23 protein-coding genes are annotated in these 26468 nt (G+C 44.7%); 16 read left to right on the top strand and 7 right to left on the bottom strand.

The features are described from left to right. The 3 genes from odhB to sucD all read left to right on the top strand — a co-directional run. Positions 1 to 1202 (top strand): 2-oxoglutarate dehydrogenase complex dihydrolipoyllysine-residue succinyltransferase (gene odhB / locus R8O70_RS18780; RefSeq protein WP_318184301.1); only part of this gene is annotated, 1202 nt, incomplete at its 5' end. Between the two features lie 213 nt (positions 1203 to 1415). Beyond that, complete coding sequence (gene sucC / locus R8O70_RS18775; protein ID WP_005382179.1) at positions 1416 to 2582, top strand: ADP-forming succinate--CoA ligase subunit beta; 1167 nt, start codon at positions 1416 to 1418, stop codon at positions 2580 to 2582. Beyond that, positions 2582 to 3454, top strand: a complete 873-nt coding sequence (gene sucD / locus R8O70_RS18770) for a succinate--CoA ligase subunit alpha (RefSeq protein ID WP_005382181.1) — start codon at positions 2582 to 2584, stop codon at positions 3452 to 3454. Before sucC ends, sucD begins: the two co-directional genes overlap by 1 nt. Positions 3455 to 3573: 119 nt before the next feature. On the opposite strand, the gene znuB is transcribed toward sucD, so the two are convergent. Further along, on the bottom strand, positions 3574 to 4359 hold the full coding sequence (znuB, locus tag R8O70_RS18765) for a zinc ABC transporter permease subunit ZnuB (protein WP_005382183.1): 786 nt from the start codon (positions 4357 to 4359) through the stop codon (positions 3574 to 3576). Then, complete coding sequence (gene znuC, locus R8O70_RS18760; protein ID WP_005382185.1) at positions 4352 to 5140, bottom strand: zinc ABC transporter ATP-binding protein ZnuC; 789 nt, start codon at positions 5138 to 5140, stop codon at positions 4352 to 4354. The genes znuB and znuC overlap by 8 nt, the downstream gene beginning before the upstream one ends. Positions 5141 to 5218: 78 nt before the next feature. Here znuC and znuA point away from each other — a divergent pair, with 78 nt between their 5' ends. The 5 genes from znuA to R8O70_RS18735 all read left to right on the top strand — a co-directional run bounded on the left by znuA (position 5219) and on the right by R8O70_RS18735 (position 13250). Further along, positions 5219 to 6106 carry a zinc ABC transporter substrate-binding protein ZnuA gene (gene znuA / locus R8O70_RS18755; RefSeq protein WP_033906913.1) on the top strand — a complete coding sequence of 296 codons (888 nt, stop codon included), beginning with the start codon at positions 5219 to 5221 and terminating at the stop codon, positions 6104 to 6106. 202 nt (positions 6107 to 6308) lie between these two features. Further along, the gene (locus tag R8O70_RS18750; RefSeq protein ID WP_258623741.1) at positions 6309 to 9686 is read left to right on the top strand and encodes an AraC family transcriptional regulator; all 3378 of its coding nucleotides are present in this window, start codon (positions 6309 to 6311) and stop codon (positions 9684 to 9686) included. Between the two features lie 833 nt (positions 9687 to 10519). Further along, positions 10520 to 10747 (top strand): FeoA family protein, encoded by a 228-nt coding sequence (locus R8O70_RS18745; RefSeq protein ID WP_005382190.1) that lies wholly within the window; start codon positions 10520 to 10522, stop codon positions 10745 to 10747. Beyond that, positions 10747 to 13023, top strand: coding sequence for a Fe(2+) transporter permease subunit FeoB (feoB, locus tag R8O70_RS18740; RefSeq protein ID WP_318184300.1), 2277 nt, complete (start codon positions 10747 to 10749; stop codon positions 13021 to 13023). Before R8O70_RS18745 ends, feoB begins: the two co-directional genes overlap by 1 nt. Beyond that, positions 13020 to 13250, top strand: coding sequence for a FeoC-like transcriptional regulator (locus R8O70_RS18735; RefSeq protein ID WP_005382192.1), 231 nt, complete (start codon positions 13020 to 13022; stop codon positions 13248 to 13250). Before feoB ends, R8O70_RS18735 begins: the two co-directional genes overlap by 4 nt. 111 nt (positions 13251 to 13361) lie before the next feature. Here the strand turns inward: R8O70_RS18735 and R8O70_RS18730 are convergent, their stop codons facing one another. Both R8O70_RS18730 and argS read right to left on the bottom strand, forming a co-directional pair. Next, the gene (locus R8O70_RS18730) at positions 13362 to 13790 is read right to left on the bottom strand and encodes an HIT family protein (protein WP_005446436.1); all 429 of its coding nucleotides are present in this window, start codon (positions 13788 to 13790) and stop codon (positions 13362 to 13364) included. 104 nt (positions 13791 to 13894) lie between these two features. Then, positions 13895 to 15628, bottom strand: coding sequence for an arginine--tRNA ligase (argS, locus tag R8O70_RS18725; RefSeq protein WP_005388349.1), 1734 nt, complete (start codon positions 15626 to 15628; stop codon positions 13895 to 13897). Positions 15629 to 15848: 220 nt separating this feature from the next. On the opposite strand from argS, the gene R8O70_RS18720 reads away from it, so the two are divergent. Continuing rightward, entirely contained in the window at positions 15849 to 16445 is a 597-nt protein-coding gene (locus R8O70_RS18720) for a VOC family protein (RefSeq protein ID WP_258623737.1), read from the top strand. Positions 16446 to 16759: 314 nt separating this feature from the next. Here R8O70_RS18720 and purU read toward each other — a convergent pair whose 3' ends face one another. Beyond that, the gene (gene purU, locus R8O70_RS18715) at positions 16760 to 17593 is read right to left on the bottom strand and encodes a formyltetrahydrofolate deformylase (protein WP_005382206.1); all 834 of its coding nucleotides are present in this window, start codon (positions 17591 to 17593) and stop codon (positions 16760 to 16762) included. A 218-nt stretch (positions 17594 to 17811) separates the two neighbouring features. Here purU and R8O70_RS18710 point away from each other — a divergent pair, with 218 nt between their 5' ends. The 7 genes from R8O70_RS18710 (at position 17812) to rnd (ending at position 25305) form a co-directional block, all read left to right on the top strand. Then, positions 17812 to 19752: an ATP-dependent DNA helicase gene (locus tag R8O70_RS18710; RefSeq protein ID WP_258623736.1), complete on the top strand. Its 1941-nt coding sequence runs from the start codon at positions 17812 to 17814 to the stop codon at positions 19750 to 19752. A 29-nt stretch (positions 19753 to 19781) separates the two neighbouring features. Beyond that, positions 19782 to 20483, top strand: coding sequence for a tRNA (adenosine(37)-N6)-threonylcarbamoyltransferase complex dimerization subunit type 1 TsaB (gene tsaB, locus R8O70_RS18705; protein ID WP_017634804.1), 702 nt, complete (start codon positions 19782 to 19784; stop codon positions 20481 to 20483). A gap of 60 nt (positions 20484 to 20543) precedes the next feature. Then, positions 20544 to 20849 carry a hypothetical protein gene (locus R8O70_RS18700; protein WP_005382213.1) on the top strand — a complete coding sequence of 102 codons (306 nt, stop codon included), beginning with the start codon at positions 20544 to 20546 and terminating at the stop codon, positions 20847 to 20849. 41 nt (positions 20850 to 20890) lie between these two features. Next, positions 20891 to 21448 carry a Slp family lipoprotein gene (locus tag R8O70_RS18695; RefSeq protein WP_318184299.1) on the top strand — a complete coding sequence of 186 codons (558 nt, stop codon included), beginning with the start codon at positions 20891 to 20893 and terminating at the stop codon, positions 21446 to 21448. Positions 21449 to 21454: 6 nt separating this feature from the next. Further along, complete coding sequence (locus R8O70_RS18690; RefSeq protein ID WP_318184298.1) at positions 21455 to 22309, top strand: alpha/beta hydrolase; 855 nt, start codon at positions 21455 to 21457, stop codon at positions 22307 to 22309. 106 nt (positions 22310 to 22415) lie between these two features. Next, complete coding sequence (gene fadD, locus R8O70_RS18685; protein ID WP_005382216.1) at positions 22416 to 24107, top strand: long-chain-fatty-acid--CoA ligase FadD; 1692 nt, start codon at positions 22416 to 22418, stop codon at positions 24105 to 24107. A 79-nt stretch (positions 24108 to 24186) separates the two neighbouring features. Next, positions 24187 to 25305: a ribonuclease D gene (gene rnd / locus R8O70_RS18680; protein WP_031777213.1), complete on the top strand. Its 1119-nt coding sequence runs from the start codon at positions 24187 to 24189 to the stop codon at positions 25303 to 25305. A 77-nt stretch (positions 25306 to 25382) separates the two neighbouring features. Here the strand turns inward: rnd and minE are convergent, their stop codons facing one another. Both minE and minD read right to left on the bottom strand, forming a co-directional pair. Further along, complete coding sequence (minE, locus tag R8O70_RS18675; RefSeq protein ID WP_005388332.1) at positions 25383 to 25646, bottom strand: cell division topological specificity factor MinE; 264 nt, start codon at positions 25644 to 25646, stop codon at positions 25383 to 25385. 2 nt (positions 25647 to 25648) lie between these two features. Then, complete coding sequence (gene minD / locus R8O70_RS18670) at positions 25649 to 26461, bottom strand: septum site-determining protein MinD (protein ID WP_053307509.1); 813 nt, start codon at positions 26459 to 26461, stop codon at positions 25649 to 25651. Positions 26462 to 26468 lie beyond the last annotated feature (7 nt).

The raw sequence follows: 26468 nt of genomic DNA, 5'->3' as shown, positions 1-26468 counted from the left end.
TTGAAATTCTGGTTCCAGATTTACCTGAATCAGTTGCTGATGCAACCGTAGCGACATGGCACAAACAACCAGGCGACGCAGTAGAGCGTGACGAGGTTTTGGTTGACATCGAAACAGACAAAGTTGTGCTAGAAGTTCCAGCTCCGGAAGCTGGCGTTTTAGAAGCTATTGTTGAAGCAGAAGGTGCGACAGTACTTTCTAAACAAATCATTGCTAAATTGAAGCCAGGCGCAGTTGCAGGTGAACCAACTGCAGACAAAACAGAAGGTACTGAAGCATCTCCTGATAAGCGCCACAAAGCTGCGCTTAACGAAGAAAGTAATGACGCATTAAGCCCAGCAGTGCGCCGTTTATTGGCTGAACATGGCTTAGAAGCAAGCCAAGTGAAAGGCACTGGTGTTGGTGGTCGTATTACGCGCGAAGATATTGAAGCGCATCTTGCGAACGCTAAATCTGCGTCAAAAGAAGACTCGCCAGCAGTGGTAGACGTGCCAGCAGCGGCTCGCAGTCAGAAGCGTGTTCCAATGACTCGCCTTCGTAAGACAGTTGCTAACCGTTTGCTAGAAGCGAAGAACAACACGGCAATGCTAACGACGTTTAACGAAGTGAACATGAAACCAATCATGGACCTTCGTAAGCAGTACAAAGATCAGTTCGAAGAGCGTCACGGTATTCGTTTGGGCTTCATGTCTTTCTACGTGAAAGCAGTAACAGAAGCGCTTAAGCGTTACCCAGAAGTAAATGCTTCGATTGATGGCGATGACATTGTTTACCACAACTATTTCGACATTAGCATGGCGGTATCAACGCCACGTGGTCTAGTTACACCTGTCCTAAAAGACTGTGACAAGCTTGGTTTCGCTGATGTTGAAAAAGGCATCAAAGAACTGGCTATCAAAGGTCGTGATGGCAAGCTAACGGTAGACGAGCTAATGGGTGGTAACTTCACTATCACAAACGGTGGTGTGTTCGGTTCACTAATGTCTACACCAATCATCAACCCACCTCAATCAGCGATTCTTGGTATGCATAAGATCCAAGAGCGTCCGATGGCAGTGGATGGCAAAGTTGAAATCTTGCCGATGATGTACCTAGCGTTATCTTACGATCACCGCCTAATTGACGGTCGTGAATCAGTTGGTTTCCTAGTAACGATTAAAGAGTTACTAGAGGATCCAGCACGTCTCCTATTAGACGTTTAATATCGCTAAAACGTCTAGTTATCGTAGGTAGCTAGACGTTAAAAATTTCAATGGCTAGACTAGCTCAACGTTTGGCCTTCATTTGAATCCTTCAGTATGAGAACTCATGATGAAGGATTGATTTGAGAAGACCCTACAGACGTACAAGCAGCCAAGACTGCAGCGTTATGGAAATAATAAATCCCTTAAGGGAAAAACAAACGGAATATCGAAATGAATTTGCATGAATACCAAGCCAAACAGCTGTTTGCAGAATTCGGTTTGCCTGTGCCAGAAGGCTACGCGTGTGATACACCACAAGAAGCTTTTGAAGCCGCAGGCCGTATCAGTACAGCCAAGAAAGTAGTTAAATGTCAGGTTCACGCTGGTGGCCGTGGTAAAGCGGGTGGCGTAGAGCTACACGATACAAAAGAAGGCGTTAAAGAGTTTGCACAGAAGTGGTTAGGTAAAAACCTAGTAACTTACCAAACAGACGCAAATGGTCAGCCAGTAACAAAAATCCTTGTTGAAGAAGCTTCAAATATTGCGAACGAACTATACCTAGGTGCGGTAGTTGACCGTGCTAGCCGTAAGATCGTTTTCATGGCTTCTACCGAAGGTGGTGTGGAAATTGAAAAAGTTGCGGAAGAAACGCCGGAACTCATCCACAAAGCAGCAATTGACCCACTAGTAGGTCCACAAGCTTACCAAGGTCGTGAGCTAGCGTTCAAACTTGGTCTTGAAGGCGACCAAATCAAACAATTCGTTAAGATCTTTATGGGTCTTGGCACTATGTTTTCTCAGTACGATCTTGCTCTGCTAGAGATCAACCCACTTGTGATTACTGGTGAAGGCAACTTGCTATGTCTTGACGGTAAGATCAACATCGACTCAAACGCACTGTACCGTCAGCCTAAGCTTCGTGAAATGCACGATCCTTCACAAGAAGATGAGCGTGAAGCACACGCAGCTCAGTGGGAGCTGAACTACGTAGCACTAGACGGTAACGTTGGCTGTATGGTTAACGGTGCAGGCCTAGCAATGGGTACGATGGATATCGTAAACCTACACGGCGGCAAACCAGCTAACTTCTTAGATGTAGGTGGCGGCGCGACGAAAGAGCGTGTTGCTGAAGCATTCAAGATCATCCTATCTGATGACAATGTGAAAGCGGTACTTGTTAACATCTTCGGTGGTATTGTACGTTGTGACATGATCGCAGAAGGTATTATCGGTGCGGTTAAAGAGGTAGGCGTAAGCGTACCTGTTGTTGTTCGTCTTGAAGGTACTAACGCTGACCTAGGTCGCGAAGTTCTTGCTAATTCTGATGTTGATATCATTGCTGCTGAGTCGCTAACTGATGCTGCTCAGAAAGTTGTTGCTGCTGCGGAGGCTAAATAATGTCTGTATTAATTAACAAAGACACTAAAGTAATCTGTCAGGGGTTCACTGGTGGTCAAGGTACTTTCCACTCAGAGCAAGCTATCGCATACGGTACGCAAATGGTTGGCGGTGTGTCTCCAGGTAAAGGTGGCCAAACTCACCTAGGTCTTCCTGTATTCAACACAGTTCGTGAAGCAGTAGAAGCGACTGGTGCAACAGCGACAGTCATCTACGTACCAGCACCTTTCTGTAAAGATGCAATCCTAGAAGCGATTGACGCGGGTATCGAGCTAATCGTAACGATTACTGAAGGTATCCCTACAACAGATATGATCGACGTGAAAGTGAAGCTAGAAGAAACTGGCGTTCGCATGATCGGTCCTAACTGTCCGGGTGTTATCACTCCTGATGAGTGTAAGATCGGTATCATGCCTGGTCACATTCACAAGAAAGGCAAAGTAGGTATCGTATCTCGTAGCGGTACTCTAACTTACGAAGCAGTTAAACAAACCACTGACGAAGGTTTCGGCCAGTCTACTTGTGTTGGTATCGGTGGTGACCCAATCCCGGGTTCAAACTTCATTGATATCCTAAAACTGTTCCAAGAAGACCCTGAGACAGAAGCGATCGTTATGATCGGTGAGATCGGTGGTACTGCAGAAGAAGAAGCAGCAGCATACATTAAAGAAAATGTAACGAAGCCAGTGGTTTCTTACATTGCTGGTGTAACTGCACCTCCTGGTAAGCGTATGGGCCATGCTGGTGCGATTATCTCTGGTGGTAAAGGTACTGCTGAAGACAAATTTGCTGCACTAGAAGCGGCTGGCGTTAAAACTGTGAAATCTCTAGCAGAGATTGGCCAAGGTCTACGTGAAGTGACGGGTTGGTAATCGACCACACTACTTAATAAGTATTAAAAAGCCTGCGACTTCGCAGGCTTTTCTTTTTCCGTTTCCGTGGGTTTATGTTTGTTGTTAGCAAGGTCTTTCGCGTTTAATGCTCAATGCGATTATGCTTTGCTTTTAATCAGCTGGCTCAGCATAAATAAGGATGTTGCGCTGATCACTACAGAAGGGCCGGCCGGTGTATCGAAGTGCCATGATAGGCTAAGCCCCATCAGTACTGCCACTGAGCCAATAATGGATGCGAACAATGCCATTTGCTCTGGTGATGAAGAGACTTTACGTGCTGTTGCTGCTGGGATAATTAGGAGCGAAGTCATGATCAACGCGCCAACGAACTTCATACCTACTGCGATTACTACACCCACCATTAGCATTAACACCAATCTAACTAAGTCTGTATTCACGCCCTCAACAGCGGCAAGTTCTTCACTAACAGTGCTAGAAAGCAGTGGGCGCCAGAAGACGTACAAACACGCACTTACCGCAACAACACCTGCGTAAATAAACATCAGATCTTGTGGAGAGACGGCAAGTAAGTCCCCAAATAGGTAGCTCATTAAATCGACGCGCACGTTTTCCAAAAAGCTAACCGATACTAAACCGATAGAGAGTGCACTGTGTGCCAAGATACCTAACAACGTGTCTGTAGCCACAAGTTGTTGCTTTTGCAGAGTGACAAGCAAAACGGCCAGAGCTAAACAGCAGACGAGTAGCGCAAGGTAGAGATTTACGTTGAGCAAGAAGCCCAGCGCTAGGCCCATTAACGATGCATGAGCTAGGGTATCTCCGAAGTAAGCCATTTTGCGCCAAACGACAAATGACCCAAGTGGACCGGCAATGATCGCGATACCAATACCAGCAAGAATAGAAGGTAGGAGAAACTCAATCATGATGGTGATGTCCGTGTTTATGGTGGGAGCATGATGTCGCATCACCGCTTACTGGCGTTCCGGATAAATCGTGATGATGGTGCTCATGGTCGTGATGATAAAACGCGAGAGATTCTCTCGCTGCATTGCCAAATAGCGCGATGTAAGAAGGGTGCTGAGTAATAGTGGCAGGTGAACCTGAGCAGCAAACATGGTGATGCAGACAAATAACATCGTCCGTTTTCGCCATCACTAAATGTAAGTCATGCGATACCATAAATACGCCACAATCAAAGCGGTGACGAATGCTCTCAATTAAGTCATAGAGATCGATTTGACCTTGGATATCCACCCCCTGAGCTGGTTCGTCTAATACTAATAGCTGAGGACGCTGAAGCAGAGCGCGCGCCAGTAACACTCGTTGGTTTTCACCACCGGATAAGCGATGCATATTACTATTAAGTAAATGTTCAGCGCCAACAAGCCTTAATGCATCAATGCACTCCTGCTTACTGTATTTTCCTGCTAAATTTAGGAAGCGGGTTACATTCAATGGAAGGGAGTCATTGAGCTTCAACTTTTGAGGAACGTAACCAATTTTCAGTTTTCTTTGTCGGTTCAACTTGCCGCTAGTCGGCTTTTGAAGACCTAAGATAACTTTGACTAACGTTGATTTTCCCGCTCCATTGGGACCAATTAGGGTAGTTATTTTGCCCTTTTCTAATTCCATACTAATGTTATCGAGAACTCTGCGGCCATCGAACTCGACGCATAACTGCTCAAGATGGACTAAGGAAGACATGAATGAAACTCATTTGCAAATCAATAATGTTATAATGTAACATTATCTCACTTTCCACGCCATATCCCAAGTAAAACTATGAAAAGAGCATTAATTCTTGCTGCCTCAGCAATGTTAACACTGCCAGCACAGGCGGTAACGGTACTGACGAGTATCAAACCTATTCAGTTGTTAGTAACAGAGCTTACTCAAGGAGTAACTTCACCAGACGTGCTATTGCAGTCTAACACATCACCCCATGACTATGCTTTGCGTCCATCGGATGTTAAAAAGGTCGCTTCGGCTGATTTGGTTATCTGGTACGGACATGATCTTGAACCGTTTCTAGAGAAAGTTGTTTCGGATAGATCGAATACTTTGACTATTAGTCAAATTCCAAATCTAGAATTGCGTGAATTTGATAGTGAGCACAACCATGACCATGATGGGCACGATCATGGCTCACATGATCCGCACTTTTGGCTAGGTGTAAGCCAAGCACAACAAGTGGCCAAGGCTGTTGTGAATCAACTTGTATCACTTGATCCGGAAAATGCAGCTCAATATCAAGCGAACCTCAAAAAGTTTGAACTCGAGCTAAAAGACACTGACCAACAGATAAAGCAGAAGCTGGCACCAGTAAAAAACAAAGGTTACTTTGTATTCCATGATGCTTACGGTTATTTCGAAGATCGTTATGAACTAAATCAAATGGGGCATTTTACTGTGAGCCCAGAACGCAAGCCAGGAGCGAAGACCTTAATTCAAATTCGTCAAAAGCTAAGTGGTGGAGATGTGGCTTGTGTATTTTCTGAACCTCAGTTTACCCCGGCTGTCGTTCAGAGCGTAATGAGAGGCAGTGATGTCGCTAAAGGCGAGCTTGACCCGTTAGGGAGTACAATTGAAGCAAAACCTGGCAGTTACTTTACTTTTCTCAACAATATGGCGAATAGTTTTGAGCAATGCTTGAACAAAAAGTCAGATTAAGTGCTGTCGTAATGTAGGAGTAGTCTTTTTAACGTGATCCAGTAGTAAGAATTACAACCTTTGGTAAGGCGAGCCTTTTCTCAGAAAGTAATTGAGATATCATTACCAATAATTATCAGCTCAAAATAACCGTATCAATCCATGTTTTACAAACGATGAACGGTCACTTTCAGAGCACAAATTGATACAAAAGGTTTTCGTCTTGCTACGCCAATTAGCCCTTGCTCTGTTGGGCTTCGTCTTATCCTACCAAGCATTTGCGCTTCATAGTGCAAATGCAATCTTTTACCCTTTGCCAACTCAGGCAAAGGGTACTTTTATCGCGGCTAAAAAGTTGTTCTTGGGTGAAAAGGGCGGTTTGTGGATTCATGACGTACACGGGAGAGTCCTGTTTTACGATGGTCAAACTATATTGCCTAAATCAGGTAGCTTCCTACAAACGTCGGCCAAGCAGTTGGCCTATCATAAAGGTGCTTTTTGGACCTTTATTGAAAATGAGGTCTATCGAACTTATCCAAATCAGGAGCGACGTTTAGTCTTTAGTTTAAATCCAGGCTCACAAATAAGAAAAATAGGGTCTTCAAAGAACTATATTTGGGTGAGTGATGGCGCGCATTTCTATACCTACAATATCGACACTAGCGAGTTAAACTCTTTCTCTCTATTGCAGCTCTATCAACATAGTAATAATAGCTACGTTTACATTAATGATGCGGTGCTAGTTGAAACGAAGTGGGCACTAGCAACGACTTCCGGCTTCTATCTTTCTGAAGGTGATAAGTTTGACCATGTCGCTGCCTCAGGTCAAAACTACATTGAGAAAGTCTATTATTCACACACGCGAAGAGAAATTTTGATAGGTACATTGCGTGGCGCTTTAATTTTCAACATTTACCAGCCTGATAAAGAAGTGATTAGAATTGGCGGCTCACATGTTTTGACATTCGCAGAGACAAATCAAGAGTATTGGGTGGGGACAGAGCATGGCCTTTATTTGTACTCATTTTTTTCAGGTGAGGTCACTGAAGTCGCGCCTGCAAGTTTTCTTGAGTTAGAGTTAGATAACACGAAGATTTATTCGTTGTTGAGTGACAATATGGGAGGGATGTGGATTGCGACTAACCAAGGTATTCGTTATTACTCGCTATTTAGTAAAAAATTTGAACGAGTGACCTTTAGTAGTTATGACTCACACACCCTATCAGGACGAATTCGGCAAACTATTGAAGGTCCTGATGGTGCGCTTTGGTTTGCTGATGACCGAAAGATTTATCGTTCAGGAAAGAGTGGGATTAACCAAGTCTTAGAGTTGGAGTCGCAGATCAATGAATTTGCGTTTCAAAACGGCATGCTTTGGCTTGCAACCTCAAAAGGGCTGGAAATATTTGAGCTAAATGGTCTCAACAAGATTACATTTCCTTATTTACAGCTTATGGCCGGACATGCCGTAGAGCATGTGACCGTTGATGGTGATGACCGTCTTTGGGTATCAAGCGGATACCATCTTTACAATGTTGATACTGCTGCACAAAGCGTACGAAACTTTGGAAGTGAGTGGCTGGTAAGTCAGTATTTGCCTGCTAAGGTTACGCGCCTATATGATACTGAAGACGCCCTATTAATAGGCACCGATCATGGCGTATACCAATACAGTAATGACAACATCCAGTTTATCCGTTTTTCAGAAAAGTTTGGTGAATCATTAGACATGACCACGGCGGTTGATGGCAGCCAGTGGTTTGCTTCATCTTATGGTGTGTTTAAAACTGATACACGAAGCGATGAAAAACGTGTTGTTGAAATGAGTGAGCCCAACGCCAGACCTGCTTGCTTGATCAGAGACAGGCAAGGTGTATGGTTAGCTTCCTCTGTCGGTTTAAGCTATTACCTCCTTTCGGGTGAGTTAGTGAAACATTACTCATCGTCATCAGGCTTAATGAACAATGAGTTCCTCCCTGGTATTTGTAGCGTTATACAGCAGACAGAAATTGGTGAGCGAGAGCTTGTTCTGGGGTCGAAGTACGGACTCGTAAAAGCAGAAGCATCCAAGCTGCTTGTATCTAATCCCCCAGAGTCTAAGTTTATTGTTAGCCAAGTTGTGCTTGAAAATGAAGTTCTGCAAGTTGGTAGTGCCGATCTGAATGGGCTCACACTGCCATATGGATCTTCGCTGAGTTTTTTATTCGGTGTGATGCCAAAACCAGACAGTCAAAATTTGTACTATCGATTGAACAACGATGACCCATGGCAAACGTTAGAGGGGGGCCAACTGACACTCGAGCACCTTAGTTCCGGTGAATATCACTTGCAGGTCAGTAATGAGTCTCAAGTTGCCACTGGAGTCGTTGGTTTAGAATCTCACTTTATCGTCCTTCATCCTTGGTATCTATCGCGATTTGCTATTTTAGGCTTTGTCGTAGCTAGTATTGCGGTCGTCGCATTACTTGTTTTCTGGCGCTCTCGCTACGTTGTACAGGCTAACCGTGATCTAGCAGCTCAAGTGACTCTCAAAACGAATCAGTTAAGACATCAAAGTAGAGTGTTGCTTACGAGCAACCAGCAATTACGTAAACAGATTCAAGTTAGAAACCTACTCGTAGACCATGTAGCTCTATCCATAAAATCAAGCGTCGACTTTATTGTGGCGAAACTACCTATGCCTCTCGATACTGCGACGGAGGATCATTTGGCTAAAACGAATTGGCAGTTAAATGAACTCAAAAGCGTTCCAAGTGATGTAAGTGGTGGGAGTCAGAACTACAACTTGAGTCAGATAACTCAGTCAGTGGTTGATGTATGGCAAGATGACTTTGCAAAAGCGGGTATTTTGGTAGAGCTAGAAGATGAGAGTAAGCAGAGCCGGGTTGCTCTGGAAAGCTTTAATCTTGATGTTATTTTCAATAGCATTTTTGCCAATATCATCAAGCGCTCTTTCCGGGGTCAAACGGTTAGAATTATGCTAGAAAAGGGGCATGATATTGTGTCATTGAGCTTTCTTGATTACGGGACGCAATTACCTAATAAAGTCGCGACTGGGCTTCCATCTAACTTAAATCACTCTGAGTTGAGTATTGACCACCTTGCCCAACTAGTGACAACGAGTGGTGGTTATTTGGCTGTCTTCTCTTCTGATGCTCAAAACAAAGTCGAGATTACATGGCCATCTGCGAAGGAAAGTAGTTATCTGGATGAACCGCAGCAAGAACTCAATCCTGTAACTATTGCAGAAGATCAAGTCACACCAGAGAAAGAGTGGTTGCAAAAAGTCTATCAATTAGTGGCAGAGCATTACCATGATCCTGAATTTGGCACTGCGTCAGCCGCTAAAATGCTGTATATGTCTGAACGCTCTTTGCAGAGACGTTTTAAATCTGCCTCGTCAAGAACGTTAAAAGACTATGTCACAGAGGTTCGTTTAGAAACGGCGTGTGAACAGTTATTGGCGGGTGAGAAAATCAGTGAAGTCGCCTTTAACTGTGGCTTTAATGATCCATCTTACTTTAGCCAAAAGTTTAAGCTGCATTTTGGTTTGCCCCCTTCCAAGTTTGCTTTGACTCAAGAAAGCCAAGAAATTAACTAGAAAACCTTCATTATACGCTCCCTAGTTAATAGTTAAGATGCTGGGGAGCTGCATACAGTGCTCTATTATTGCTGCAGTTGCTAACGCAGTAAGTTTCATTGTTTCTTCATCACATCTAGCCTACAAATCCATTCTCAACACGTAAGCACGATCACGTTCTATCTGTTAGTCGCGATGTTCATAGCAATAAGCATAAATGGCTTCAAGAGAATGATTTACTGATAGTTGCAACAAATAAATGACAGTTGTATTGCTGTATCAAAAGAGCGTGGTTCATTTGGGGAAGTGATGGCATGCGACATTCGTGAAAACGAAAACTGTGTTGAAAAGATGAATAAGGTAAAGAAGTTTTGAAAGAGGTGAAAAAAAATATCGTGGTATAGCCGGGGGGACTATACCACGGGTGTCAAGGACACCTTCGCTTGCTGCCGGAGTGACATGTTGCCATGCCACCTCTGGAATTTATTAGAGAGGTTGCCCTCTCGATGGAGTAACTATACGAGAGGTTACTTATTTTTCTTATAAAAATAACGCCATGTTTATATGAGAAAAGCGACAACGTTTGGACTTTTACTTAAGCCATTGTTTTAATTTGAATTTTTTGTTTTCTGTCTTGGTTTGTGACATTTTTGTTTCGTTAGGTGTCATTTGTAATTGTTAATTTTGACGTAAATAACGAGAGGAAATTTACGAAGTTAACGTTTGAAAGCGTGAAAACATTTACGGAATCTTTGATTTCACACAAGGATTGAAGGGGTATAGGGGAGTAATATTGGCAACCTAAACTTATTAAATAATAATATTTCTCATTAGCAATACTCTTAAGGGCCACTATGAAGTTATCAGAGATTAATCCTGGCGATACGGTGACGATTCGGTTGTTAGATGGTCTTTCATCAGATATCAGAAAGAAACTCATGGTAATGGGGCTGCTTCCCAATACAGAAGTCAAAGTGATTCGACGTGCGCCAATGGGCGATCCTTTACAAGTCGAAGTCCGTGGTGTGTCTGTCGCATTGCGAGAAACAATTGCTCAGAAAATTGAAGTGGAGCGAGTGTAATGCAATATCAAGTGCTAACCGTAGGTAACCCTAATAGTGGTAAAACGACGCTATTTAATGGTTTAACTGGCGCAAAACAGCAAGTTGGTAACTGGGCAGGCGTCACGGTTGAAAAGAAAACGGGACAATTCAAGCATGCTGGGGATGAGTTTTTGCTCACTGACCTTCCGGGTATTTACTCATTAGACAGTGGTAATGATAGTAATAGTATTGATGAATCCATCGCATCGCGTGCGGTTCTAACTCATCCTGCTGATCTCATTATTAACGTGGTGGATGCTACAAGTTTAGAGCGCAGCTTATACATGACGCTGCAACTTCGCGAACTTGGTCGCCCTATGATTGTTGTCCTCAACAAGATGGATGCGCTAAAGCGTGAACGTCAGATGATTAACGTTGCAGAGCTTGAGAAAACGTTAGGTTGTCCGGTTGTCAGTTTATCTGCAACCAATAAAACTCAAGTGGCAGAGTTTAAAGAAAAGCTCCATAAATCCATCGTTCAAGGAGTGCCACTTAAAGAATTGTCTTTGCATTACGGTGAGAAGATGGAGTCGGCAATTCAAACGGTTTCCGCACTTTTTAACGACCAAAACGTCGCTCATCGTGCACTAGCGATTCGTGCGCTTGAAAAAGACACAATGGTGCTCAATAGTCTTTCTGATATTGATAGAAGCAAAGTCTTGGAAGTCATTACGACGTTAGATTTTGATATCGATTTGCATGTCGCGGATACTAAGTACACGCATCTGCATGAACAGTGTAAAAAAGTTCGCCGAAGCGAAGGCAAGTTAAGTCGTAGTGTGACTGAAAGACTCGACCAGTTTATTTTGAACAAGTGGATTGGAATTCCTTTCTTCTTTGTTGTTATGTACCTGATGTTTATGTTCTCGATTAACATCGGTAGTGCATTTATCGACTTTTTTGACATTGGTGTGGGCGCATTATTGGTTGATGGTGGGCATCACTTGTTAGACGGTCATTTGCCTGTGTGGTTAGTGACGGTTCTTGCTGATGGTATCGGTGGTGGTATCCAGACGGTTGCAACCTTCATTCCGGTTATCGCGTGTTTGTACCTCTTCCTAGCGGTACTTGAGAGCTCAGGTTACATGGCTCGTGCAGCATTCGTACTAGATAAAGTGATGCAGAAGATCGGCCTACCGGGCAAAGCATTTGTACCGTTGGTTCTTGGTTTTGGCTGTAACGTACCGTCAATCATGGCAACTCGTACTCTAGACCAAGAACGTGAGCGTAAACTGGCTGCCTCTATGGCACCATTTATGTCATGTGGTGCTCGTCTGCCTGTATACGCGCTATTCGCTGCGGCATTCTTCCCAGGTTCTGGCCAGAACATTGTATTCGCACTTTACCTACTTGGTATTGTGGCAGCGATCTTCACAGGTCTTTTCCTTAAGCACACGCTTTACCCAGGTAGCAGCGATAGCCTATTGATGGAAATGCCAGATTACGAGCTTCCGACGCTACAAAACGTGGTGATCAAAACTTGGCAAAAGCTAAAGCGCTTTGTACTTGGTGCAGGTAAAACCATCGTTATCGTTGTTGCTATTCTGAGTTTCTTCAACTCATTGGGGACTGATGGCAGTTTTGGTAACGAAGACAGCGAAAACTCTGTGCTTTCTAAAGCAGCGCAAGTTGTGACTCCAGTATTCTCACCAATCGGTGTTCAAGAAGACAACTGGCCAGCGACCGTAGGTATCATTACTGGTATCTTCGCAAAAGAGGCGGTAGTTGGTACGCTGAACAGTTTATACAATACGCCAAGCGACGGTGAAGACGCAGAATTTGATCTAATGGGCAGCCTAGAAGAGGCAGTAATGAGTATCCCTGAAAACCTAGCCGGTTTGAGCTACTCAGATCCACTAGGTATTGAAGTGGGTGACTTAACTGACTCAAATGCCGTTGCAGAAGAGCAAGAAGTCGATGCTTCTATCTTCGGTAACATCAAATCGCAGTTTGCTTCTGGTAATGCCGCATTTGCTTACCTAATCTTTATCCTACTGTACACTCCTTGTGTGGCGGCGATGGGGGCTTACGTACGTGAGTTTGGTCATAAGTTCGCACGCTTTATCGCGGTTTGGACAATGGGCTTGGCTTACCTATGTGCGACGTTCTACAACCAATTGACGCATTTCGCAGATAGCCCAGTGACAAGTGGCATTTGGATGGCAGTGATCGTAGCTATCTTCTTTGGCACATACCGTGTGTTCAAACGAGTTGGTAAGAAACAAAACGGTGTATTAGAGGCGCAAGTAGCATGATTTTAAAAGAGCTTTATCAATACATTGCAGACAAAGGAACCGTTTCCCAGTCAGATCTGGCTAAACAGTTTGGGATGAGTGAAGATGGCGCCGACGCGATGTTAAACGTGTGGATTAAGAAGGGCAAAATTAGCCGCCTAGTCGACACTAATAAAGCTCATGACGTGACTCGTGTTCGCTACTCAGTGACTAAACAAGATGGTTTGTCTCTGACAGTCACCATGTAGCGAGTATCAAAATTAGTCACCTAAAAACTATCACGTAAAAACGACAAAGCCGCATCAGCAATGATGCGGCTTTTTTAAACTTAGACGCTCGGAATTTGTAAAGTCTTCCAGTTAAGCTTTTTGGAAAATAGAGCTCAGTGATAACACGTTTTTAATGCGGCCAAGTAATTCGTTTTGCTCTTCTTCTGTACGGAATTCACCTTTGGTGTTCCCCCAAACCGGTCCCGGCCATGCGACGTCATCTTTGAAGCGAGCAATATGGTGAATGTGCAGCTGTGGCACCATGTTACCTAGTGCGCCAAGGTTTAACTTGTCTGGACGGAATGTCGCTTCCAGTGCTTGGCTTACCGCTTGAGATTCGAGCAAAAACTGTTGCTGTTCTTTCATTGGCAAGTGGTGAAGCTCTTTTAGGTTTGCACGTTTAGGGACCAAGATAACCCATGGCACGGCGTTATCTTTATGCAGAAGCGCCACACACAGTGGGAAGTGGCCGATAACGGTGGTGTCTTTTGCCAGTTGAGGGTGCAGTTCAAAACTCATTATGTTGTCCGATTTGAATTGAATGACATCAGTATACGCCAGATAAAACAAAAGGTTGACGCTTTCACGTCAACCTTTCTAAATCGTCTCGATTCTAGAATCGCTTACATGCGCTCTAGAGTATCAATACCTAGTAGAGACAGACCTTGCTTGATGGTCTTCGCTGTTAGCGCTGCTAGTTTCAGACGGCTTTGTTTCACTGCTTCGTCTTCAGCAACTAGGATAGGGCACGCTTCGTAGAAGCTAGAGAACTGACCTGCTAGTTCGAATAGGTAGCTACACATGATGTGTGGTTGACCTTCGCGAGCGACAGATTGAACCGCTTCTTCGAACTGCATAAGCTTAGCAATAAGTGCTTTCTCTTTCTCATCAGTGATTTTGATGTCACCTTGGAGAGCGTCCATAGCAACACCAGCTTTAGCGAAAATAGAAGCTACGCGAGTATATGCATATTGCATGTATGGTGCTGTGTTACCTTCAAACGCTAACATGTTGTCCCAATCGAACACGTAGTCAGTCGTACGGTGTTTAGATAAGTCAGAGTACTTAACCGCTGCCATTGCAACTGTTTTAGAGATCTTCTCTTTTTCTTCCGCATCTAGCTCAGGGTTTTTAGATTCGATCAGTTGTGCTGCACGAACTTCTGCTTCATCTAGAAGGTCGGCAAGGCGAACGGTACCACCCGCACGAGTCTTGAATGGCTTACCATCTTTACCAAGCATCATGCCGAACGCGTGGTGCTCAAGAGATACTGACTCAGGTACGTAGCCTGCCTTACGAACAATTGTCCAAGCTTGCATTAGGTGCTGGTGTTGACGTGAGTCGATGAAGTAAAGCACACGGTCTGCGCTTAGCTCTTCATAACGATATTTTGCACATGCGATGTCTGTTGTTGTGTATAGGAAACCGCCATCGCGTTTTTGAACGATAACGCCCATTGGTTCGCCATCTTTGTTCTTGTATTCATCTAGGAATACAACTTGCGCGCCATCATCTTCAACGGCAAGACCTTGTTCTTTTAGGTCTGCAACGATCTTAGGAAGCATGTCGTTGTACATGCTCTCGCCCATCACGTCGTCACGAGTCAGTGACACGTTTAGACGGTCGTAGTTGCGCTGGTTTTGGATCATGGTTACATCAACGAGTTTTTTCCACATTTCTGCACAGTACTCGTCACCGCTTTGCAGTTTCACAACGTAGTTTCGCGCCTTTACTGCGAAGTCTTCATCTTCATCGTACAGCTTTTTCGATTCGCGGTAGAAGCCTTCAAGGTCCGCAAGTTCCATAGAAACTTCGCCAGACTCTTGTTGTACACGTTCAAGGTTTGCGATAAGCATACCGAACTGAGTACCCCAGTCGCCGATGTGGTTCGCACGGATCACTTTGTGACCTAGGAACTCAAGAGTACGTACTACCGCATCACCGATGATGGTTGAACGTAGGTGACCAACGTGCATTTCTTTAGCTACGTTTGGTGCAGAGTAGTCAGCAACGATAGTTTGAGCTTCGTCTGCTGCAACGCCAAGACGTGAGTCAGCCAGTGCTGCTTCCGCTTGTTTTGCTAGGAACTCTTCGCTTAGGAAAATGTTGATGAAACCAGGACCTGCGATTTCTGTCTTGCTCGCAATACCGTCTAGGTCTAGAACATCCAGTACTTTCTGTGCAAATTCTCGTGGGTTAGTACCCAGTTTTTTAGCAACGCCCATTACGCCGTTTGCTTGGTAGTCACCAAATTGTGGCTTTGCTGATTGGCGTACCGCCGCAGGACTGCCTGCAGGTGCGCCAGCGGCTTCTAGAGCCTGAGATACTTTGTCATTAATAAGTGCTTGGATATTCACACGCGTTTCCTTCAATTCAAGGACGAAGAACTCGGCGAAGTAAGTGCCGAGTTCTGTTGGAGTTCACAAAAATGGGGCTAATGATAACAACTTTATTGCTTTTCATACAGAGAGGAATTGGGGAAATTTATACTTTTTCGATTGAATGGAAATGTGGTTTGGTTTGCGTTTACTATTGCGCTCAGAGTAATAAGATAAATCGCCCCAAAAGAGAACCACAATGACGACTCAACTAGTTGAAAAACGCCTAGCGCCTAAATTGATGATCCAAGATCTGGATGCATTTATGGCGAAGATTGAAGAGCTTGCATCCCTGTTAAAACTGGATCTGAGCTTTGCTCAAGCTGACCATATTGCGCTGCGAATTAATGATACTGAAACAGCAAAAGCCGCGCATGAAGCATGGAATCAATACGGTAAGGTGATTTCACAAGCGAAAATCAACGGTCGTCCAATCATCGTTATCGAATTCGACAAAGCGTTGGAAAGCCGTGGTTGGAAGATTGAGTGTCTGGAACTGCCATACCCTGCGGAAGGCAAAATCTACCCAAATGAAAGCTGGGAACATGTGGAGTTCGTGATTCCATCTCATGCTGAAACCGCAGACGCGTTTCTTGCTGATTTGAAACACACTTACCCAGCGTTTGGGGCGCGTTTTAATGAGTTGGAAGAGCTGGGTGTGAAGATCAAACTGTCGAGCCCGAAAGGGGATGGCGAACGCTTGAATAACCCAACGGTGGCGTTTAAGTACCAAGACATTTGTATCAAGCTGCACCCGCATTCACTTAAGCGTATTGTGGAGTCTGAGCAGGCGTAACTTGCTTTACGTCGTGCGCTGTTAGTCAGAGGGGTCACTTAAACTCACAGTGTGCGGATATGAGATTCCTGATCTCGCTTAAGCTCGTCGGAATGACGCGCTTGAGTTGTTTGCGTTTGGTTAAGTGATGCGTACTAATTAGCTTTCATGCTCATGCCTCATTTACGTCATTCCCGAAAGCGACGAAGGAGCGTAGTCGGGAATCTCTTACAAGCACTTCAATAAAACATCCACCGACAGATAAAAAACGCGTAACGAAAAGACAATGCCTTCTCAAATTACGCGTTTTTAGCAGCTAGCAATCAGCTGCGAATTTAAAGAATAACCGTCTTATTGCCGTAAACAAAGACGTGGTCATTGATCACTTTATTCAAAGCCTTACTCAATACGTTCTTCTCTACATCGCGTCCCGCTTGCGCCATATCTTGGGCATTGAATGTATGGTCGACAGGAATTACGTCTTGCTTGATGATCGGCCCTTCATCTAAATCATTAGTCACGAAGTGTGCTGTTGCACCGATGATTTTCACACCGCGATCGTAAGCTTGTTGATATGGCTTCGCGCCAATAAAAGCAGGTAAGAAGCTGTGATGAATATTAATGATTTTGTGGTGATATTTCTCAACAAACGTCGGCGTTAATACGCGCATGTATTTAGCTAGCACCAAAAAGTCAGCATCGTATTGATCGATCACTTCTAGCATCTTCTGCTCGTGTTCTTCACGGCTAAGGTTTTCATGGGTCACATGGTGGTAAGGAATGTCGAAGCGTTCAGTGAGAGTTTGCAGTTTGTCGTAATTCCCCACCACAGCGGCGATCTCAACATCTAGGCTTCCATCGTAGGTTTTCATCAGAATATCGCCTAAACAATGCGCTTCTTTTGTGACGAGAATGACGATGCGCTTACGGCGAGAGCCAACCAATTTACGCTTAGCACCTTGCGGGAGAGCTTGGTCCAAGTCGGCAAGAAACGTTTGATCGTTGAAGTACCCCTCCAACTCCGTTCTCATGAAAAAGTGGCCACTGGTATTATCAACAAATTCGTTATTGTGAACGATGTTGAGTTGGTGCTTGTAACAGATATTAGTAATTTTCGAGATGAGACCCGGGGCGTCAGAACAGTGGGTCAACAGTGTTTTCTTTTCCATAAATCAGGTACTTCCATGCATTAATATTTTAGCGTACGAATTTGTTATTATTCCCTGGCGGGTGTAACTGTACTGCCATGTTTCACCATAAATAATCTATTCTTACGTTGGTTTCAACAAAATATCCTTGTGTCGCCGCAAGCTGGTCAGATTGTGGGCTGATGTCACTCCTATTCCTCTGATATACTCTCGATAATTTTTCAAACTCAATACCAAGCATGATCGCAAAAACTTTTTCCTCTGATGGCGCGTTAGGTAAGGCCATTCCTGGCTTTCAAGCTCGTCAGCCACAAATCGATATGGCGGAAGCCGTCAGCAGTGCGATCAAAGATCAAACCCAGTTGGTGGTGGAGGCAGGAACCGGAACCGGTAAGACCTTCGCATACCTAGTCCCTGCGCTGTTGAGTGGTAAAAAAGTGATCATCAGTACAGGCTCGAAAAACTTGCAAGAGCAGTTGTACCATCGTGACTTACCGCTCATGGTCAATGCGCTTGGTTTTTATGGCCAAGTGGCGTTATTAAAAGGGCGTTCTAATTATCTGTGTTTGGATCGTTTGAGCCGCCAAATGGTCGAAAGCCACACTAATGAGTCTGACCCGACGTTATTAACTCAACTGGTTAAAGTGCGTGCTTGGTCATCAGAAACCAAAACAGGTGACCTTGGTGATTGTGATGATCTACCAGAAGACAGCATGATCATTCCGACCATCACCTCAACCAATGATAACTGTTTAGGTAAAGAATGTCCGAGCTACACTGATTGCTTTGTATTGAAAGCGCGTAAGCGAGCCATGGATTCCGACATTGTTGTAGTGAACCATCACTTGTTTCTTGCTGATTTAGCGATCAAAGAAACAGGATTCGGTGAACTGATTCCAGAAGCCGATGTGTTTATCTTTGATGAAGCTCATCAGTTGCCAGATATTGCGAGCGAATATTTCGGCCAGTCAGTTTCAAGCCGCCAAATTCACGATCTTGCCAAAGACATTGAAATAGCCTATCGCACCGAAGCCAAAGATATGCGTCAATTGCAAAAAGTGGGCGACAAACTCATGCAAAGCGCAATGGACATGCGGATTGTATTGGGTGAGCCAGGCTTTCGTGGCAACTGGCGTGAGGCGTTGCAATCAAGTTCTATTAAGCGAGAATTATTGCGCTTAACTGACAGCCTCGAATTGGCGATTGATGTACTCAAAATAGCTTTAGGGCGCAGTCAATTACTGGATACGGCCTTTGAACGAGCCAATTTGATCAAAGGCCGTATCGACCGCGTCTGTGATGTCGATATTACCGGTTACTCATACTGGTACGATACCTCACCTCGTCATTTCGCTCTGCACATTACGCCTCTTTCTGTCGCGGACAAGTTCCATGAGCAAATAGAGATTAAACAAGGCGCGTGGATTTTCACGTCAGCAACCCTAGCTGTATCGGGCGACTTCAAGCACTTTACTGAGCGCCTTGGCCTCAAGCCTACAAAGCAATTTTCTCTGCCGTCCCCCTTTGATTATCAAAAACAAGCGCGCCTTTGTGTGCCAAGGTATTTGCCAGAGCCAAACAGTAACGGCTTAGCGGATAAGTTAGTCCGAATGCTTGCTCCGGTGATTGAAGAAAATGATGGTCGCTGCTTCTTTTTATGTACCTCGCACAGCATGATGCGTGAACTAGGTGAGAAGTTCCGAGAAGTACTTGAGCTGCCTGTGTTAATGCAAGGGGAGATGAGTAAGCAGAAAACCTTGGCGGAGTTTATGGAACTGGGTAACGCTTTACTCGTGGCGACGGGCGCTTTCTGGGAAGGGATTGATGTTAGAGGTGATGCGCTGAGCTGTGTTATTATCGACAAATTACCGTTTACCGCCCCTGACGATCCGTTACTCAAAGCCCGTATCGAGGATTGTCGATTACGTGGCGGTGAACCATTTGCTGAAGTACAAATCCCGGATGCAGTGATTACGTTAAAGCAGGGAGTAGGGCGATTAATTCGAGATCAGAAGGATCACGGTGCGTTGATCATTTGTGATAATCGCCTTGTCACGCGAGACTATGGTGGTATTTTCCTCGGAAGCCTACCACCTATCCCAAGGACGCGAGACTTAGATGGAATCAAAGCATTCCTGAAAGCAGAACAATCTGTCACAGACGCAAGTGCTGAGGCATAACCCAATAAATGAAAGTTGTAGAGAGTTAAATGAGCGCAAAAATTCTTGCTATCGATACAGCGACTGAAAACTGTTCAGTTGCGTTGTTGGCTAATGATCAAGTGATTTCACGTAGCGCGGTTGCACCACGCGATCACACCAAAAAAGTACTGCCAATGGTTGATGAAGTACTCAAAGAAGCTGGCCTGACTCTACAAGAGCTGGATGCGTTAGCGTTTGGACGTGGTCCAGGTAGCTTTACTGGCGTTCGTATCGGTATTGGTATCGCACAAGGTTTGGCGTTCGGTGCTGACTTACCTATGATCGGCGTTTCAACGCTGGCTGCAATGGCTCAAGGTAGCTATCGCTTACATGGTGTGACCGATGTCGCTGTGGCTATTGACGCACGTATGGGTGAAGTTTACTGGGCACGTTACACTCGCCAAGCAAACGGTGAGTGGGCAGGGATGGATGCAGAGTGCGTAATTCCACCAGCACGTCTCGTTGAAGAAGCACAAGCAGACGACAAAACGTGGACGACAGCAGGTACTGGTTGGGATGCTTACCAAGAAGTATTAGCAGGCCTACCGTTTAATTTGACGCATGGTGACGTTCTGTACCCTGATTCACAAGACATCGTGATTCTTGCTGAACAAGAATTTAAAAAGGGTAATATCGTGCCGGTCGAAGATTCGAGCCCTGTTTATTTACGTGATAATGTGACATGGAAAAAACTTCCTGGTCGCGAATAGTCCGTTTTTCATTAACCTGACAAAAAGCAGGGCGTTTGCCCTGTATTTTTATGGAGTGCTATGGCGTCGATTAATGGCTTGCCTCCTTCTTTGATTCCCGGTGCAAATCGCACTAATAAAGCCAGTCAAAAGAAGCCGGTAAATAAATCACAAACAAAGCAGCCTGTAGGTCAGCCTTCAAAGGTTGCTAACGCCGTGGCGCACTCCATAAAACACGTGGATGAGTCCCAAATTCACCGAGCTCAAGTGCAATATGACCTTCCTGAAGGGGGCGCACGTAAAGCAATGGAGCAGTACATGGATGTCATGAATCGAGCTAAAAAAGAGGAACTGGCTCAATTACTTGGTGTCGATATTTACGTGTGAGATCTCCCCAGCTTGGGGTTACTAATATTGAAAGGTGGTTTATGAAGGTTTTTGGACGGTTTTTTCTCGCATTATTTGCTACGGTTGGTTTGTCTGCGTGTAGCTCGTTGCCTGAGGAGCTAAATGCAAGCACAGAATTGGTCGTTACAGACTATAAAGCTTTTGCTGAGTCTCAGGGGCAAGTGAGTGAAGATGTTCGCCTTGGTGGAATCATCGCTAAAGTGGATAACTTTAAAGATAAAATGCGTCTAGAGATTGTAAACCTTCCTATCAGTAAGTCTGGTAAACCTGATATCGATGAAGAGCCTACGGGGCGTTTTGTCGCCTATTTTGATGGCTATTTAGAGCCTGTCGCCTTTAGTGAAGGCCGTTTGGTGACGGTTGTAGGCAAAGGACCAGGGGAAGAAGAAGGAAAGATCGGTGAGCACGGTTACATCTTCCCGGTAATAAAGGGGGAAGGGTACCGTTTATGGAAAATTGAAGAACGTGTACGCATGTATGACTCGCCAACCTACTTTTACCCATGTTACTCGATTAACTGCCGCATGTGGCGTAATGATTTCCCACAAGACGGTAAAGTGATAAAACAGGTCAAATAATCTGCGATGCATGAGCGTCAATTCGAGCTTCCTGCCGGCAAAATGGCAGCCCTTGAGATAGGGAACGAGAAAACGGCTGACTTGTCAGTCGTTTTTCTTCATGGGTGGTTAGATAATGCGGGCAGCTTTAAAGCGCTCATGGAGCAGTTGAATCAACTTAATCCTCACTTACACCTCCTAGCCATCGATCATTTTGGTCACGGTTTATCGAGTCATAAATCTCACGATAATTATTACCCCTTTCACGACTATATTGCCGATTTGTATCAGTTTTTGGACGAATTATCACCAAACAGACTGATATTAGTAGGGCATTCACTTGGTGCTTTAATCGCAAGTTGCTATAGTGCAGCGTTTCCAGAGCAGGTCGAAGCTCTTGTGCAAATTGAGGGAGCAGGACCTCTTCATGAGGATCCTACTAACAGTTTGCCTCGTCTTCGCGATGGCGTTTTAAGTCGAATAAGACAGCAAAACAAGCCAGAGCGAGCCATTGCCTCCTTCGATCTGGCGTTAAAATTACGCATGCAAGCCAACCAATTAACCGCTGAGCAGCTTCTACCGATAGTAGAGCGTGGAACAGAGCAGCGAGGAGATAAATGGTATTGGCAGCATGACGCCAAGTTAAAATGTGCGTCGCTTTACCGAATGGCGCAAGCGCATGCTAACTCGATTACCAGCCAAATACGTTGTCCTCATTTGATTGTATTAGGCGATCAAGGATTTCAGAATTTACCATCTAACCAAGCTGATTGGGGAGAGAACCCACCGCAAGTGGTTTCTGTCAAGGGTGGTCATCACTGTCATTTAGAGCAAATACTCGAGGTCGCAACGCGAATTCTTGGTGTAGTTAACAAAATTTAAACAAGTGTTTGAGAGTTGCGTGCTCAAGCACGTTCGCTGTGCTGTAATAGCTTTCAAAATAAAAAGGACGCTATTTTTTAGCCAGTTATAAACGAGGAGTAACATCGTGGATAAACCATGGCTTTCACGTTATCCAAGTGACGTACCTGAAACCATTAATCCAGAGCAATATGAGTCTTTGGTAGAAATGTTTGAACAGTCTGTACAAAAATATGCAGACCAACCAGCATTCATGAACATGGGCTCGGTTATGACCTTCCGTAAATTGGAAGAGCGTAGTCGCGCATTCGCAGCGTATCTGCAAAACGAGTTAAAACTGCAAAAGGGTGACCGTGTTGCTCTGATGATGCCAAACCTACTGCAATACCCAGTGGCGTTGTTTGGTATTTTGCGTGCAGGTTGTATCGCCGTAAACGTTAACCCACTTTACACTCCTCGTGAACTTGAACACCAATTGAATGACTCAGGTGCGACGACGATTGTGATTGTGTCTAACTTTGCGAATACGCTAGAACAAATCGTCGATAAAACACCAGTCAAACACGTAGTGTTAACCAGTCTTGGTCAAATGCTGCCACGAGCGAAAGGTACGATTGTCGATTTTGTCGTGAAGTACGTTAAGGGCATGGTGCCTAAGTACGATTTACCTGGTGCTATCTCAATGCGTCAGGCTCTACGTAAAGGTCGTCGTCTACAATACGTTAAACCGTTTATGTCTGGGGATGACATTGCATTCCTGCAATATACGGGGGGGACGACAGGTGTCGCGAAAGGTGCGATTCTGACTCACCGCAACATGATTGCGAACGTTCTACAGGCAAAAGGCGCGTACGGACCGGTTTTATCTCCGGGGCGTGAATTAGTCGTAACAGCGTTACCGCTGTATCACGTATTTGCTCTTACCGTAAACTGTCTGCTGTTTGTCGAAATGGGTGGTCGTAACTTACTTATTACCAACCCTAGAGATATTCCAGGGTTCGTGAAAGAGCTACAAAAGCATCCGTTTACTGCGATTACGGGCGTGAATACCTTATTTAATGCATTGGTCAATAATGAAGATTTCCACGAGTTGGATTTCAGTAATCTACGTTTAGCTGTTGGCGGCGGCATGGCAGTGCAGCGCTCAGTGGCAGAAAGATGGCAAAAGACCACGGGTTGCTACTTGCTCGAAGGTTACGGTCTAACAGAGTGTTCTCCGTTGGTGGCGGCATATCCGCATGATCTTGTTGAATACAATGGCTCTATTGGTCTGCCGGTACCATCAACAGAAGTTCGTATCGTGGACGAAGAAGGCAACGCTCTTGCGAATACTGAAACTGGTGAACTTCAAGTTCGTGGTCCTCAGGTTATGCAAGGTTACTGGCAACGACCTGAAGCAACGAAAGATACGATTAACGAAGACGGCTGGCTATCAACTGGCGACATCGTTAAGTTCGATGACGAAGGCTTCCTGCATATCGTTGACCGTAAGAAAGACATGATCTTAGTATCAGGCTTTAATGTTTACCCGAACGAAATCGAAGACGTTGTAGCACTACACGGCAAAGTACTTGAAGTTGCTGCTATTGGTCAGCCGCATGAAGTGTCTGGTGAATTAGTGAAGATTTATGTCGTGAAACGCGATCCGAGCTTGACCAAAGACGAAGTGATCGCGCATTGTCGAGAACACCTAACTGGCTACAAAGTTCCGAAGTTGGTTGAATTCCGCGAAGACTTACCTAAAACCAATGTCGGTAAGATCTTGCGTCGTGTTTTACGCGAAGAGAATGACGCTGAACTTGCGAAGAAAAGCGCATAAGCCGATTTCGTCGAGTCGAGAGATTTAAAAAATGATAGAATGCCAGCGTTTTGCTGGCATTTTTTATAGCGAGAAGTATGTGAACTATCAAATTATTACTAAAAACAAAGACCTAGAAGAGGTTTGCACTCATGCCCGAGAGGCAGACGTAGTGATGCTGGATACCGAATTCGTTCGTATTCGCACTTTCTACCCGCAGTTAGGTCTGATTCAGCTTTTCGATGGTAATCGCCTCTCGCTGATTGATCCGACTGAATTAACGGATATGACGCCGTTTGTAGCGCTATTAAAAGATACTTCTGTGCTAAAAGTGCTGCACGCATGTGGTGAAGATTTAGAAGTTTTCCAAAACGCTTTTGGTTGTACACCATTCCCTATGGTGGATACGCAGCTGATGGCCGCTTTTCTCGGTCACGGCCTATCGACAGGCTTCGCATCGCTGGTGGAAGAATATTTAGGCGTAGAGCTCGACAAAAGTGAATCACGTACCGACTGGATGGCTCGTCCACTGACACAAAAGCAATTAGATTATGCTGCCGCAGATGTTCATTACTTGTTACCCTTATACGAAAAGCTGTTCGATAAGGTGACGCAAGCAGGTTGGTGGGAAGCTGTACAGCAAGAAAGTGATTTACTCGTTTCGAAACGTATTCGCGTAACCAATGAAGAGAATGCCTACCTTGATATTAAGGGCGCTTGGCAATTAAAACCTTCTGAGCTGGCGATTTTAAAGCCATTGGCGACGTGGCGTTATCGTGAAGCAATCAAACGAGATTTAGCGCTGAACTTTATCTTCAAAGAAGGTGATCTATTAACGGTCGCTCGTCTTGGTTTAACGAACTTTAAGAAGATGGAAGCAGAAGATATTGATATCCGAGCGATTAACCGCCATGGCGCGAAGATTGCCGCGATTGTTAAACAAGCGAAGCAAACACCTTCTGAAGAGTATCCTGCGAAAATTGAGCGTTTAATGGACTATCCGGGTTACAAGCAGGTCTTCAAAAATATGAAAGACTTGGTGAAATCGGCTTCGCAGAAGTCAGGTTTAGCCACGGAGTTCCTTGCCTCTAAAAAGCAGATCAATCAGTTGATCAGTTGGGTTTGGAAAAAAGATCGTGACCCAGAAGTATTGCCTGATTTGATGCAAGGGTGGCGTTTGGATTTACTCGGCGACAAGATGAACAAAGCATTAAAGTAATGAAAGATGAAAAAGGTTGGCCTCGATGCCAACCTTTTTCGTTCTAATTAGAGTATTCGTCTTGCGAGAGAAACTGATTACTTTTCTTCGTCTGGTAGCTTCACATTCAGCTCAAGAACTGAGATATCGTCGTCTTTGTGCTCAAATGTTAAGTCAACCATATTTGGATCAATTGCCACGTACTTGCTGATCACCTTCAAGATGTCTTCTTTTAATTGAGGCAAGTAAGACGGCGCAGGATCATTTTGGCTGCGGCGCTCTGCGACAATGATTTGCAAACGCTCTTTAGCTAGATTCGCAGAAGTTTTCTTCTGTGGACGGAAAAATTCTAATAATGACATGTCTAGCCTCCAAAGAGTCGTTTAAAGAGTCCTTTCTTCTCCTCAGTAAGGAAACGAAATTCAACCTGATTGCCTAATAAGCGATCAACGGTGTCAGAATAAGCCATACCCGCATCGGTGTTATCGTCAAAAGTGACTGGCACACCTTTGTTTGACGCGTTAAGCACGGCTTGGCTTTCTGGAATCACGCCCAGTAGTGGAATATGTAAGATCTCCTCTACGTCTTCAACGCTTAGCATTTCGCCTTGAGTGACGCGAGATGGGTTGTAGCGAGTCAGTAACAGATGCTGTTTTACTGGCTCTAGCCCTTGTTCTGCACGCAGTGACTTAGAATCTAAAATACCGAGAATGCGGTCAGAGTCACGTACAGAAGAGACTTCTGGGTTCGTTGTGACAATGGCTTCATCGGCATAGTACAAGGCCATTAACGCGCCTTGCTCGATACCTGCTGGTGAATCACAAATAATAAAGTCAAAGCCCATTTCATCAAGTTCACCGAATACGCGCTGAACACCATCTTTTGTCAGTGCGTCTTTATCACGAGTTTGAGAAGCAGGAAGAATAAATAGTTTGTCCGTGCGCTTATCTTTGATCAGCGCTTGGTTTAATGTCGCTTCGCCGTTAATGACGTTTACAAAGTCATACACGACGCGGCGCTCACAGCCCATGATTAGATCGAGGTTACGCAAACCGATGTCAAAATCGATCACCGCGGTCTTTTTTCCCTTAAGAGCTAGACCAGAGGCGATGGCTGCGCTTGAAGTGGTTTTACCAACGCCACCTTTACCAGACGTTACTACAATAATGCGTGCCATTTTTTTT

It is taken from the genome of Vibrio sp. 779(2023), assembly GCF_033344285.1.
Taxonomy (GTDB): domain Bacteria; phylum Pseudomonadota; class Gammaproteobacteria; order Enterobacterales; family Vibrionaceae; genus Vibrio; species Vibrio alginolyticus.
The sequence above is the reverse complement of the archived record's forward strand: the minus strand, read 5'-3'. Positions and strand labels throughout refer to the sequence as shown.